General features: G+C 47.4%; 12 protein-coding genes. 8 read left to right on the top strand and 4 right to left on the bottom strand.

Translation table 11 applies throughout. The features are described 5' to 3' along the window. Positions 1-130 precede the first annotated feature (130 nt). The 3 genes from CA267_RS08155 to CA267_RS08145 are packed head-to-tail and all read left to right on the top strand — an operon-like array spanning position 131 to position 2,968. Positions 131-1,594: a DNA-3-methyladenine glycosylase 2 family protein gene (locus tag CA267_RS08155; RefSeq protein WP_321174007.1), complete on the top strand. Its 1,464-nt coding sequence runs from the start codon at positions 131-133 to the stop codon at positions 1,592-1,594. Continuing rightward, positions 1,587-2,078 carry a methylated-DNA--[protein]-cysteine S-methyltransferase gene (locus tag CA267_RS08150; RefSeq protein ID WP_075607949.1) on the top strand — a complete coding sequence of 164 codons (492 nt, stop codon included), beginning with the start codon at positions 1,587-1,589 and terminating at the stop codon, positions 2,076-2,078. The genes CA267_RS08155 and CA267_RS08150 overlap by 8 nt, the downstream gene beginning before the upstream one ends. Then, the gene (locus CA267_RS08145) at positions 2,075-2,968 is read left to right on the top strand and encodes a DMT family transporter (protein ID WP_075607950.1); all 894 of its coding nucleotides are present in this window, start codon (positions 2,075-2,077) and stop codon (positions 2,966-2,968) included. The genes CA267_RS08150 and CA267_RS08145 overlap by 4 nt, the downstream gene beginning before the upstream one ends. A 59-nt stretch (positions 2,969-3,027) precedes the next feature. On the opposite strand, the gene CA267_RS08140 is transcribed toward CA267_RS08145, so the two are convergent. Further along, positions 3,028-4,449: a diguanylate cyclase domain-containing protein gene (locus CA267_RS08140; RefSeq protein WP_075607951.1), complete on the bottom strand. Its 1,422-nt coding sequence runs from the start codon at positions 4,447-4,449 to the stop codon at positions 3,028-3,030. A gap of 226 nt (positions 4,450-4,675) precedes the next feature. On the opposite strand from CA267_RS08140, the gene glmU reads away from it, so the two are divergent. The 4 genes from glmU (at position 4,676) to glmS (ending at position 9,811) form a co-directional block, all read left to right on the top strand. Then, positions 4,676-6,037, top strand: a complete 1,362-nt coding sequence (gene glmU, locus CA267_RS08135; RefSeq protein WP_075607952.1) for a bifunctional UDP-N-acetylglucosamine diphosphorylase/glucosamine-1-phosphate N-acetyltransferase GlmU — start codon at positions 4,676-4,678, stop codon at positions 6,035-6,037. 58 nt (positions 6,038-6,095) lie between these two features. Then, on the top strand, positions 6,096-7,136 hold the full coding sequence (locus tag CA267_RS08130) for a Gfo/Idh/MocA family oxidoreductase (RefSeq protein ID WP_075607953.1): 1,041 nt from the start codon (positions 6,096-6,098) through the stop codon (positions 7,134-7,136). 69 nt (positions 7,137-7,205) lie between these two features. Beyond that, complete coding sequence (locus CA267_RS08125; RefSeq protein WP_075607954.1) at positions 7,206-7,991, top strand: DeoR/GlpR family DNA-binding transcription regulator; 786 nt, start codon at positions 7,206-7,208, stop codon at positions 7,989-7,991. Further along, complete coding sequence (gene glmS / locus CA267_RS08120; RefSeq protein WP_075607955.1) at positions 7,979-9,811, top strand: glutamine--fructose-6-phosphate transaminase (isomerizing); 1,833 nt, start codon at positions 7,979-7,981, stop codon at positions 9,809-9,811. The genes CA267_RS08125 and glmS overlap by 13 nt, the downstream gene beginning before the upstream one ends. Before the next feature lie 162 nt (positions 9,812-9,973). Here the strand turns inward: glmS and CA267_RS08115 are convergent, their stop codons facing one another. Further along, on the bottom strand, positions 9,974-10,135 hold the full coding sequence (locus CA267_RS08115; protein ID WP_170669036.1) for a hypothetical protein: 162 nt from the start codon (positions 10,133-10,135) through the stop codon (positions 9,974-9,976). 465 nt (positions 10,136-10,600) lie between these two features. Here CA267_RS08115 and CA267_RS08110 point away from each other — a divergent pair, with 465 nt between their 5' ends. Beyond that, the gene (locus tag CA267_RS08110; RefSeq protein WP_217358057.1) at positions 10,601-11,386 is read left to right on the top strand and encodes a GIY-YIG nuclease family protein; all 786 of its coding nucleotides are present in this window, start codon (positions 10,601-10,603) and stop codon (positions 11,384-11,386) included. A 275-nt stretch (positions 11,387-11,661) separates the two neighbouring features. Here CA267_RS08110 and CA267_RS08105 read toward each other — a convergent pair whose 3' ends face one another. Next, a complete protein-coding gene (locus CA267_RS08105) occupies positions 11,662-11,979 on the bottom strand; it encodes a hypothetical protein (protein ID WP_075607957.1) in 318 nt (105 codons plus the stop codon). 106 nt (positions 11,980-12,085) lie between these two features. Next, entirely contained in the window at positions 12,086-12,283 is a 198-nt protein-coding gene (locus CA267_RS08100; protein WP_075607958.1) for a hypothetical protein, read from the bottom strand. Positions 12,284-12,419 lie beyond the last annotated feature (136 nt).

The following is a 12,419-nucleotide window of genomic DNA, read 5'->3' as shown; positions in this document are numbered from 1 at the left end:
TTATGCGTATGGGAAAAGTTATAATCAACTGCCACGCGAATTGTAGCCTGCAAATATCCAGCTGATTTCCTGTCAGGTGAGTGCCGATTTTATCGCTTCTTCACCTGATTAATGACGTAAACTGTGCGTTATGAGTTGGCCTTTTGGTACTGTAATTATGTCGGATACCGGTGAATTATTAATTTCAGAAGCGCAGCAAAAGCAATTTAGCGAAGCGCGCCTGGCGCGGGATTCCCGTTTTGACGGCAAATTTTTCGTGGCAGTGAAATCCACAGGTATATTTTGTCGTCCCATTTGCCCGGCGCGACTACCGCAGGAAAAAAATGTTGCGTACTATCGGCTATCATTAGAAGCCATGCGCGACGGATACCGCCCCTGTTTGCGGTGTCGGCCGGACAGTGCACCAGGCTCTTTTGCATGGTTAGGTGTGACTACCACCGTACAGCGTGCGCTAACCTTACTTGCCGCTATTCCTCCGCAACCGGTGACTATTATCGCGCAGCGACTGGGTATCTCCGTACGGTATCTGCATAAGCTCATGACTACGCACCTCGGGATTTCGCCCAAACAAATTCAGGTTTATCACCAACTGCTTTTTGCAAAAAGCTTGCTGCAGCAAAGTCGTATTGATGTGACCAGTGTGGCTGTTGCTGCGGGTTTCGAGTCGCCTCGTCGGCTGCAGGATATGATGAAAAAGTACTGGCAACTCTCGCCGTCAATGCTTCGAAAAAGCCACTCACCGCTTGCTGTACAACCCAGTGCTCCGGTGGTCACTTTGCAGCTCTCTTATCTGCCACCGTATGACTGGTCGTTTGTAAGAGACTTTCTGCTAAGGCGGCAGATTTCAGGGGTAGAGGAAATTTCATCCTCTGCTTATGCGCGTGTATTTACCTATGGCGTTGCAAGCGGCAAGGTTGTAGCCACGCACTGTCCTGACCAGCAACGTTTCAATGTCTCACTTGAAATTTCCGATCTGTCTCAAGTGAGAAATGTTATGGCAAATGTAGCCAGAGTGCTGGATGTGCAAGCCAATCCGGATATTATTCAACAGGCGCTCGCCCGTGCTGGTATTCCTGCTGCTCAACAACTAACGGGAATAAGACTGCCCGGCGTATGGAGCGAATTTGAAGCCGGTTGCAGAGCAATTGTGGGTCAGCAGGTATCGGTGAAGGCAGCTATTAATGCAGTAAATTTGCTGGTTTCAAAGCTGGGGGAAATCACACCTTTTGGCACCGCCTTTCCCACAGCGGCTGCCGTGGAAGCGCATGCTCTGGAGTTTTTAAAAATGCCGCAAGCGCGCCGACAAGCGTTACGACTGTTTGCGGCAACGGTGGCTGAGTGGGATACGCAAACCCCATTAACTGAAAATGCCATACTGGCGATAAAAGGCGTAGGGCCCTGGACGCGAGATTACATTATGATGCGAGGCCATAGCTTGCCGGATGTGTATCTGGGCACGGATCTCATTGCCAAAAGAATGGCTGGCGCAATGGCGCTAGAACCTGAAGCCGCGGCCCCCTGGCGCAGTTATTTAACGTTGCAGTTATGGGAACTGGCAGATCGGCTACAAAAAGAGAAAATTTCCAATGTATAATCAAAAAATTAAAAGTCCCTGTGGCAGTATTTGCGTAACTGCTGATGACAATGGAATTACTGCTGTCAGATTTATTGAACCCCGCTTTCTGGGGCAAACATCTTGCGACTTGGCACCTTCCGACCTGGCACCTTCCGAACTGACACAAGAAGCTTGCCAGCAGCTACAAGCCTATTTCGCTGGCAAGTTGCAACGTTTCGATTTGCCGCTGTCTATGCAGGGAACGCCCTTTCAGCAGCAAGTTTGGCGGGCGCTTAGCGAAGTTGAATTTGGCACAACTGCCAGCTACGGAATTATCGCGCAAAAAGTCGGTCGCCCGAAAGGTGCTCGTGCGGTGGGAATGGCAAACGGTCGCAACCCTATTGCTATTGTTGTTCCCTGTCATCGGATTATCGGCAGCAACGGCAGACTTACCGGCTATGCTGGCGGAATGCAGCGAAAGGCGTATCTACTGAATTTAGAAGGAGTTCCGGTAACAGCATGAGTATCAAAGACACGTTTTCACTTTTCTTATTAGGCGCCATTTGGGGTGGCTCTTTCATTTTTATGCGTGTAGCTGCACCTGAATTTGGCATCTACGCGCTGGTGGAGGTGAGAACGGTACTCGCCACTCTGGTATTGATCCCATTTTTAATGATGGCAACAGCCTGGAGCGACCTACAACGGCATTGGAAAGCTATCGCAGTAATCGGTGGAGTTAATACTGCCGTGCCTTTTGTGCTGTTTAACTTCAGCAGCCTGTACCTTGAAGCCGGCGTTAATGCCATTCTCAACGCCACCGCGCCCATGTTTGGTGCTGTCATTGCCTTTGCATGGCTGAAAGATAAACTGAACAATGTCGCCATTGTAGGGTTGATCATCGGGTTTACCGGCGTGGCTACCATTAGCGTGCAGAAAGTAGGCGGCGGTGACGTGACTTTTCTGCCGATACTTTCGGCGCTATTGGCAACCTTTTGTTATGGCCTTGCTGCTTGCATGATGAAGCGCTGGCTACACAACGTAAAGCCTCTGGCTGTTGCAACAGGAAGTCAGGCATTTGCTGCTATCATGCTGCTTCCCTTTGCATTGGTGACCTGGCCTGAAGCTATGCCTTCTAGCGGCGCGTGGATGAATGCGATTGCGCTAGCGCTTGGTGGTACCGGTATTGCCTACATTTTGTACTTTAATTTAATTGCCAATATTGGTCCGGCGAAAGCCATAACCGTAGCATATCTGGTGCCATTATTTGGTATTGGCTGGGGGTTGATGTTTCTCAATGAAATACTGTCGTTCCAATCGATGCTAGGCGGCGTGCTTATTTTAACAGGGGTGGCACTGACAACGAGGATCACCGCTAAGTTTGCCCGACGTAAAGCCATTACCGGACAACCTTAGGCATGGCTTAGGCTAAACACTACGAATTGTCGGGAAAGGCCTTGATGTTGCTTCTATTGTCACTCAATTAGCTGCATTTTCACCAGGTTGTTGCCGTCCCGGCGGGCTTGGTAAAGGGCATCTTCTGCGTTGGCTGCAACTTCACTCATTGGTCGTGGACTGGCAGTAAAAGAGATCCCGAAGGAGCCGGTTAGCTGCAATTGAGGATGGTTTGAAGGGCCCGCTAGCGTGGCAATGCCGTGGCGTAAGTTTTGTGCAATATCCACCGCTTCGTGAGGCCCTGTATCAGGTAAAAGTATTACAAACTCTTCGCTGCTCCAGCGCCCTAGTACGTCTTTATTGCGCTTATCGGCAAATAAATAAGCAGCAATAGAATCAAGTACGTTGTCGCCAGTATTTCTGCCGTAGGTATCGTTAATAGAGGCAAAATTATCTATTCCCACCAACACCATACTCACGGAGTGATGAGCAGCCAAAAAATCATCAAATTGCTTCTCTATCCGGTTTTGATCAAGTAACCGGTTTACGCTTCGACCCGCAGCTTCCGGACTCAGATCTCTGCGAAAATAATGCAGCAAGTGGTAAATCATCATAAACAGCGAAAATACTACCACCAGCAAAGTCACAACGCTGATTACAAAGGCGTGGGATATATCGGCTTTGCGCTTGTCAAGCGGGCTTAACAAAAACACTGTCCAGTCAAACTGATTCAGTTTTACTTCCGCTACGAGATATTCCTGCTGATTTATTGTTACCAGACGATTATTCAGATTCCGCTGATCTTTTACATCATCGGGCAAAGTTGCAAACCACGGCAGCTCCGATAAATTAGTGAAGTCAGAAGATTCCGCCATCAGGTCCGCGTCAGAAGAAAGCATTATATCGCCAACGTCATTCACAAATAAGAAGTCGTAACCGTACTGCAGTTTGTAAGATTCAAACACACTGACGAAGCTTTTAAGGCTTTTCCCAACGCCAAAAAATCCGAGAAATTCACCGTCATCATTAAAAATTTTTATATCAATGTAGAAATGCGTGTTTTCCCACTTACCAATATCTGTCACCGCGGGCTTATCAAGCGCTTTATATTTGAAGTACCAGTTCACTTTATTCTTGATTAAAGGAATGTCAGGCCCATCGGAATTATATTGCATACGCGCTTTTTCACTGGCAATAAAAAAGGCTAAATCAAAATCTTCGCCTAAGCGATTTAACATTGAATGAATTTGCTGAGGATCAATGGTCTCGGCATCCATTAAGTCCACCAGTTCCGGCGATTTGCTCAGTACTTCGGCAGTATGAAGTGGTTTTATTAACTGTTCGACAATAAGTGAAAAGGCAGGAGAAAGAGACTGTTGCTGAGCGCGACTTTGTTCCGCCACTATCGTGGATACACTAAAGTGCACCAAGGTAACAATGGCAACAACGACAATTGCAAAAAGCAATAAAACACTTCGATGAAGGGTCCTGAAGGCGTTCACAGACTACTCACACTCCCTGGCAAACAAGTCAGACTCATATAACGCTTTGATTAAGTATAAATTATACCTGCTCAAGATATGAACTACTAGGCGCAATAAGCAGATCCAGCTATTTAGCACGTTGAAATTCATAAAACAGACGCTGACTTGTGATTGAGCGTTAGTTACACTAAGACCAAACATTTTCAGTAAAACCGAAATAACGAATTAACCACAAGGATTTTGCATGGCTTTTTCTGTCGTAATATTAGCCGCCGGTAAAGGCACCCGCATGAAATCGGCACTGCCAAAAGTGCTACATAAAGTTGGGGGAATTCCCATGGTTCAACGTATTATCAATACTGTTGAAGCGATGGATGCCACCGCTGTTCACTTGATCTATGGCCACGGCGGCGACCAACTTAAAGCCACTGTCACCGGCGAAAATCTGAACTGGTGTTTACAGGAAGAGCAGTTGGGTACCGGCCATGCTGTACAGCAGGCCATTCCGCATATTAAAGATGATGAAGATGTTCTGATTCTGGTTGGTGATGCGCCGTTAATTCAGCAGCAAACATTACAACGGCTGGTGGACGTGAAGGCGCAAAGCGATCTGGCCCTGCTAACGGTGGAACTGGACGATCCTACTGGCATGGGCAGAATCATACGCACTGACGACAATATTACCGCGATCGTTGAGCATAAAGATGCCACAGAGGCGCAGCGGGCAATACGTGAAATCAATACCGGCATGATGATGATGAACGGCGCCGCGTTAAAAGCCTGGCTAGGTAACTTAAGCAACAATAACGCGCAGGGCGAATATTATCTAACCGACGTCATCGCCATGGCTGCCAGTGAAGGTAAGACCATTCGTGCGGCCCAGCCCGATTCGGCCATTGAAGTGGAAGGCATCAATAATCGCGTACAGTTAGCCAACATTGAGCGAGCATTGCAGGCGCGTCAGGCTAAAGCGTTGATGCTGGAAGGTGTTACTTTGGCTGATCCTCTGCGCCTGGATATTCGTGGTACGGTGAAAGCAGGCCAGGATGTGTTTGTGGATATCAACGTCGTCATGCAAGGCAATGTCAGCTTAGGCGACAACGTGCGCATTGGCGCTAACTGCATACTAATCGACTGTGACATTGCCGACGGTGCAGTGATAGAGGCAAATTCAATTATTGAAGGCGCTCAGGTTGGGGTTAACTGTACCGTTGGTCCTTTTGCCAGATTACGTCCTGGCGCCGTTATGCGCGCTAAATCGAAAGTCGGCAACTTTGTCGAGATGAAGAAAACAGTGCTCGGTGAAGGCGCAAAGGCCAATCATCTTACTTACCTTGGCGATGCCGACGTCGGGGCTGGCGCTAATATCGGTGCGGGTACTATTACCTGCAACTACGATGGCGTAAACAAGTTTAAAACTGTCATCGGCGACAATGCCTTTATCGGCTCTAATTCCGCATTGGTTGCACCAGTTAATATTGGTAAAGGGGCGACGGTAGGAGCAGGTTCCACCATTACCTCGGATGTTCAGGAGGCAACGCTTTCTGTCGCACGCAGTAAACAGCGCAATATAATAAACTGGTCACGACCACAAAAGAAAAGTTAACTCTAAGCCAGCGTAATGCTGGCTTTTTTATCAATTTAGGTATCGAGGATAGGCTTGTATGATTCAAACATTAATAGTCGGATTCGGTTTTTCTGCCACCACTTTTCATCTTCCTTTTTTGCTGGATAATCCTGGCTTCCACATTACTGGCGTGGTGTCGTCTCGTGCTGATGATGTTCATAAGGTGCTACCGCAGGCGGCGGTATATGCCGATATCGACACGGCGCTGCAGACGCTGTCGCCGGATTTAACCATTATCACCACGCCTAATCATTTACATTTTACCCAAGCTAAAGCGGCTTTGGAGGCAGGTAGCCATGTGTTGGTGGAAAAGCCATTTACGCTATCAACAGCCGATGCCAAATACCTTGTTCACCTTGCAGAGAAAAGCCAGTTAAGCCTTTGCGTCTATCAAAACAGACGCTTCGACGGCGATTTCCTGACAGTGCAGCAGCTTATGCAAAGCGGCGAATTGGGCAACGTAAAGCGGGTAGTAAGTCGCTTTGACCGATTCCGGCCTATGCCTCGTGATCGCTGGCGCGAAAATGCCGGTCCGGGAAGCGGAATTTTCTGGGATCTTGGGCCGCATCTCATTGACCAGTGCATGCAGTTATTCGGAACGCCGGAAAAAGTCAGTGGGCACATTCTTACATTGCGTGAAGGCGGGCAAAGTGACGATGCCTTTGAACTTACTTTTTATTATTCTGATGTGGTGGTGACTCTGGGAAGTTCCCCTTTTCAGGCAGCAAACACCTTACGGTTTGATGTGCAGGGAGACAAAGGAAGTTATCGCAAGTACGGTTTGGATCCTCAGGAAGACCAGCTAAAAGCCGCAGTATCATTGGCCGATCCGCAGTGGGGGTTTACCTCTGAAGCCGAAAACGGCCATTTCTGTGATGACAAAAGTTGCAAAACCATACCTACAGCTAAAGGTGAATACGCCACGTTTTATCAGCAGCTCTATACTGGCTTAACTAACAAAACGTCACTGCCTGCGACAGCCCAGAGTGTGCTGCCGGTGATTGCACTGATGGAACGTGCCAGCGAATTAGGCCAGCAAAATGTGCCGTTTATTTTTACCCCGGATAGGCTGAAATAAAAACTGTTCTTGCAATTCGTAATATATTTGATTTATATTTCTTTCATATCGTAATTTATAAGTTTCAAAATGCAAAAGAGAAATACCCAGCAACGTCGTCGCGATATTGTGGACTGGGTAAATGAACATGGACATGTACAGGTAGATGAGCTGGCTGGTGAATTTCATACTTCTGAAGTCACTATCCGCAAAGACCTGGCTTTTCTCGCCGGGCAAAACCTGTTGCTGCGCCAGTTTGGTGGTGCCGCGCCCATACCTGGTCACCATATTGAAGCGGGTAGCAATATTTCCGAGCAGAAAAATGGCATCGGTAAAATTGCGGCGTCGTTAGTTAGCAATGGCCAAAAAATCATTCTGGACTGCGGCAGTACCACTAGCGCCATCCTTCCTTTCTTAAGCAATTATTCTAAGCTGGTGATAATGACGAATTCCCTGCATGCAGCAAATGTCCTTACCGCGGGGGATAATGAACCCACTGTGCTGATGACAGGCGGCACCTGGGACGCGCAGTCGCAGTCGTTTCAGGGACATATGGCAGAAAAAATGATTGCCGCCTACAGTTTTGATCTTGCTTTTATTGGTGCCGCGGGTATCGACGTTACCCGCGGTACGACTACATTTAACGAATTAACCGGGCTTACCCGAGCAATGGCGAAAGCCGCAAAGCGCGTGGTGATAATGGCCGAATCCAACAAACTTTCACACAAAATGCCGAACCTTGAATTAGCGTGGGAAAATATTTCCGTGCTGGTGACAGATAGCAGTATTGATGAAAGTGTGAAATACAACATTGAGCAGCAAGGTGTGCAGGTGCTAATCACCGCCCCGAACGGAGAAGAATTATGTGCGGAATAGTCGGTGCAGTTGCCGAACGTAATGTAGTAGAAATTTTACTGGAAGGCCTGAAGCGCCTGGAATATCGCGGCTATGACTCAGCGGGTGTGGCATTGCTGCAAACCGATGGCACCTTAACCCGAATTCGTCGCACCGGTAAGGTACAGGAACTGGTTGATGCCGTTGCCGCAGGGGAAGCCCTTGGCACAACCGGCATCGCCCACACCCGTTGGGCGACTCACGGCGGCGTAACCGAAAGAAACGCCCATCCTCACTGCTCAAATGAACGCATTGCTGTTGTGCATAATGGCATTATTGAAAATTATCTGGCGCTGCGGGAAAAGCTGACTAAACAGGGTTACACCTTTACCAGCGATACCGACACTGAAACGATTGCCCACACTGTGCATGCGCAAATGCAAGAAGGCGCAGATTTACTTAGCGCAGTGCAACAATCCGTTAAGCAATTTCATGGCGCCTACGGCACAGTGATTATGGATCGCGAAGATGCGTCGCGCGTAATTGTGGCGCGCTCCGGAAGCCCGTTAGTCATCGGTTTGGGTTTAGGTGAAAACTTTATTGCCTCTGATCAAATGGCGCTGCTACCGGTGACGCGTCGCTTTATCTTTTTAGAAGAAGGCGACGTGGCTGAAATTACCCGCCGCGAAGTGAACATTTTTGACGTTAATGGCAACCCGGTAGAGCGGGAAGTTATAGAGTCAAACATTGAACATGATGCTGGCGACAAAGCGGGCTATCGCCATTACATGCTAAAAGAAATTCACGAGCAACCCACAGTAGTGCGCAATACACTACAGCAGCGTTTGGACGAGCGCGGCTTGCTGCCCGATGTTTTTGGCGTGGGCGCGGATGAAGTTTTAGCCAAAGTGAAGCACGTACAAATTATTGCCTGCGGCACCAGTTATCACGCCGGCATGACCGCGCGCTACTGGCTGGAACAATACGCCAACGTTTCTTGTAATGTAGAAATTGCGTCTGAGTTCCGCTATCGCAAATCTGTGGTACATGCAAACAGCTTACTGGTGACCATTTCCCAGTCGGGCGAAACCGCAGATACACTCGCCGCGTTACGTCTGGCTAAAGAACTGGGCTACATGTCCAGCCTCACCATTTGCAACGTACCCGGCTCGTCGCTGGTACGTGAATCTGATTTTGCATTTATGACCCGCGCTGGCGCCGAAATTGGTGTGGCATCAACCAAAGCATTCACCACCCAATTAACCGCGTTTTTAATGCTGACTTTGGCGTTAGGTCAACACCACGGGCTAAGCGACACTAATCATCAAACCATAGTCGCCGCGCTACATAGCTTACCCGCTAAATTGGAAGAAACCCTGGCCATTACCCAAGGAATCGAAGATCTGGCAGAAGAGTTTGCTGACAAGAACCATAGCTTGTTCTTAGGGCGAGGCGATCAGTACCCGATTGCAATGGAAGGTGCGCTTAAATTAAAAGAAATTTCGTACATCCACGCAGAAGCTTACGCATCTGGTGAGCTAAAACACGGCCCGCTGGCGCTTATTGACGAAGAAATGCCAGTTATCGTTGTCGCGCCCAATAATGAACTGTTGGAAAAGCTAAAATCTAACGTGGAAGAAGTACGTGCCCGCGGCGGCCTGATGTACGTGTTCGCCGATAAAGACGCCGCCTTTGCCAGCGACGACACCATGCGGGTTATCAACGTACCGCACTGCGAAGGCCCGATAGCGCCCATTGTTTATACCTTACCGCTGCAATTGTTGTCTTACTACGTCGCCTTAATTAAAGGAACCGATGTGGATCAACCCCGGAACCTGGCGAAGTCAGTGACGGTGGAATAAGAAAAGGAGCGAAAGTTCTTTTTGTAGATTCTAAATAAAGTTGGAAAGTGGAAGTTCTGATTGAGTTTCCACTATTTCAACTTAATTTTAGTAAAGCTACTTAAAAGTATAAGCTTGCGAAGTATTCAACTAGTTTAAATCCTGAAACTTTTCAAATGCTTTTTAATCAGCAACTTTTCCTTCATCAAAGGTTTGTTCTTCCCAGTCAGCGAGTTCTTCTGATAAAAAGCGCTCTTCATAAACTTTGGCTTCTTTGTCATTGCCTACAGCTAAGTAACAGTTGGATAAACTCGCCAAAATCCACTTTCTATCACTTCTTTCCATGAACCTCTCATCGTCTGCGATTACTTTTTCTAACGACTCTATAATAGCCAGTCACATCTATCCAGAAGGTAATTGAACCGCGATCAACCAGCGCCTGATTGTACGTCGATCAATTGGATATCTTGTTCTTCGCGTTGCCCATGCCCATTCGTCGCTAATCTATTTCACGATCTGATAAGGCAAACGTCTTAAAGTTCAATTTGGGCAACAACGCCATATTTAGGGGCAATTATTTAGGCTGGCAAACCAATACCAAAAAATGTCTCGTAAATTTCTTTACGTGGCAGATGTTAATTACAATTGTGGAACTACGCTCGGAACTCTTGATGACCAATAACACATCGGCCAACAAGAAATTCATACCTTCTAGGTGTATTTTGATTAGCAGCATAGTACATTCCCTTGTAGACAAAATCTGATGTACCGCGTGGATAGATGGATCTTTTTAGCTTTTTCAGGGCTACTATGCCTGAACTTTTAGAAACTAATTGTAAGCTGCACCTAGCCTCCCTAAGTGGCGAAGATCACCCTTTGGACGCTTACCTGGCAGGCAAATTTGATGAGTTTCAGAGTTGGCAGAGCAAGAAAAATTTTGAGCGCCGATATGTAGTGTCACTTATTGCTCTTCCACAGCCGCATCGCTGGTTATTAGCGGGCTTATACGAGTCGCATGGCGCTCAATGGCAGGAGTCATTAAAAGGCTATATTTATGATCTAAGGCTATTAGAACGCTGCTCGCAATTCAACGGGCGTTTAGTAGTAGCATTTGAGCGCCAAGGTCGCCAGTCATACCGCAATGCGGAAACATTGGCACCGACACTTCTTATCGATGAGATTAGATCTGAAAGAATGTCTATTGCCGACTTTCCTGGCTACCGCAACGTCAACATTTCAAAAGTAGAACTGGATACCATTGTGCGCCAATCGATTGAATCATGGCGCTCGGCATTATCCAGCGTTGCAGGTGTCTATGTTATATCCGACACGGCTTCAGGCAAGTTGTATATCGGAAGCGCAACTGGCGAGGGCGGGCTGTACCAACGATGGGTTCAATATGCGGCTAACGGACATGGCGGCAATAAAGAACTGCGGCAACTACTAGAAGAAATGGGGACATCATCATCCAACCATTTTCGATTTGCCATTCTTGAAATAGCTGACACACATACTAGCGAAAAAGATGTTCTTAGGCGCGAAAGTCACTGGAAGCAGGTTTTGCTGTCCCGGCAGTTCGGATTTAACGCCAATTAATATCACTTCGCATTCAGTATGCTTGTTCAGCTAAAACCGGATCGTCAATCTTTCCTCAAGCAAAAAGTTTCACCTCTAATCATTTTAAATTTGCACTTGGTCTGTAACAATTACAAAACTATTTGCAATCTGTATGTGAAAGGAAACAGCAGAGCGGTTTTTTGCGGTGTAGTGGCTGGATAATATGCTAAAGCGCAAACCTCCCATTCGCTGACTCGAAAAAAAAGCGGCACTTTCAAAAGTGCCGCTTTTCTGAATCTTCTATAGCAGACTGATTAATCGCGATCGTCATCTTCCGGCTCGTCGTCATCTTCGTCCGGCATTGTTACGTCTACTTCCGGCACAGTAACTACTTTTTTCTCAGTGCCTATGTCAACGTCGGCAGTGTCTACATCGTATTCAGGCATTTCCCCGCCTTCAACGTCTACGCTGGGCATGCGGCCTTCTTCAGTTTTTTCTATTTCATATTCGGGCATATTACCGCTGTCAGCCTCTACATCAGGCATCTCACCGTCTTCAGTTTTGTTTACATCACAAGCAGTCATACCTAAAACCAGACTGGATAAGGCGAGCATTTTGAAAAATTTCGACATGTCTTTCTCCTTAAAGTATAAAAAGTGATAGTGATAAAAGCACAAGGCATGCCAGAAAGGGAAACCCGGGACGCGAATCAATGGAAGGGAGATTTATACCCGTGGCTTATTTTACCATCGGGCTCCGGCAAGGCTTCAAAAGCCTAGCGGTTAATGGTTCCTTCCACTGTTGTCCTGCCACGGCGCGGCAGGCGTTCATTAACAGCTTCTGGTAGTATGAGAAAGCTCCGTTTGTTTTTCTCGTCCGCGATTTTACGGCGCAGAGCTGAGCTTCGAAAAACGATGTGGTGCTTTCTTTAATCATTTTTCACTCCTAACCTGTTACCAGCATTTTATTCAGTGGTGCTTACTATCGTCTACTCAGCCTGACGGAACGTAGACGAGGATCCCATAAAGTCACATTAGACGATTGCGAAAGCGTAAAAGGCATTTCAGCACTG

The organism is Alteromonas pelagimontana (assembly GCF_002499975.2).
GTDB lineage: Bacteria > Pseudomonadota > Gammaproteobacteria > Enterobacterales > Alteromonadaceae > Alteromonas > Alteromonas pelagimontana.
This window is presented reverse-complemented; position numbering and strand designations above follow the sequence as displayed.

Excerpts from the sequence above, each read along its gene's own strand:
- glmS (WP_075607955.1), top strand. The coding sequence starts at position 7,979 with ATGTGCGGAATAGTCGGTGCAGTTGCCGAACGTAATGTAGTAGAAATT.
- CA267_RS08110 (WP_217358057.1), top strand. The coding sequence starts at position 10,601 with ATGCCTGAACTTTTAGAAACTAATTGTAAGCTGCACCTAGCCTCCCTA.
- CA267_RS08100 (WP_075607958.1), bottom strand. The coding sequence starts at position 12,283 with ATGATTAAAGAAAGCACCACATCGTTTTTCGAAGCTCAGCTCTGCGCC.
- CA267_RS08115 (WP_170669036.1), bottom strand. The coding sequence starts at position 10,135 with ATGGAAAGAAGTGATAGAAAGTGGATTTTGGCGAGTTTATCCAACTGT.
- CA267_RS08145 (WP_075607950.1), top strand. The coding sequence starts at position 2,075 with ATGAGTATCAAAGACACGTTTTCACTTTTCTTATTAGGCGCCATTTGG.
- CA267_RS08150 (WP_075607949.1), top strand. The coding sequence starts at position 1,587 with ATGTATAATCAAAAAATTAAAAGTCCCTGTGGCAGTATTTGCGTAACT.
- CA267_RS08130 (WP_075607953.1), top strand. The coding sequence starts at position 6,096 with ATGATTCAAACATTAATAGTCGGATTCGGTTTTTCTGCCACCACTTTT.
- CA267_RS08155 (WP_321174007.1), top strand. The coding sequence starts at position 131 with ATGAGTTGGCCTTTTGGTACTGTAATTATGTCGGATACCGGTGAATTA.
- CA267_RS08105 (WP_075607957.1), bottom strand. The coding sequence starts at position 11,979 with ATGTCGAAATTTTTCAAAATGCTCGCCTTATCCAGTCTGGTTTTAGGT.
- CA267_RS08125 (WP_075607954.1), top strand. The coding sequence starts at position 7,206 with ATGCAAAAGAGAAATACCCAGCAACGTCGTCGCGATATTGTGGACTGG.
- glmU (WP_075607952.1), top strand. The coding sequence starts at position 4,676 with ATGGCTTTTTCTGTCGTAATATTAGCCGCCGGTAAAGGCACCCGCATG.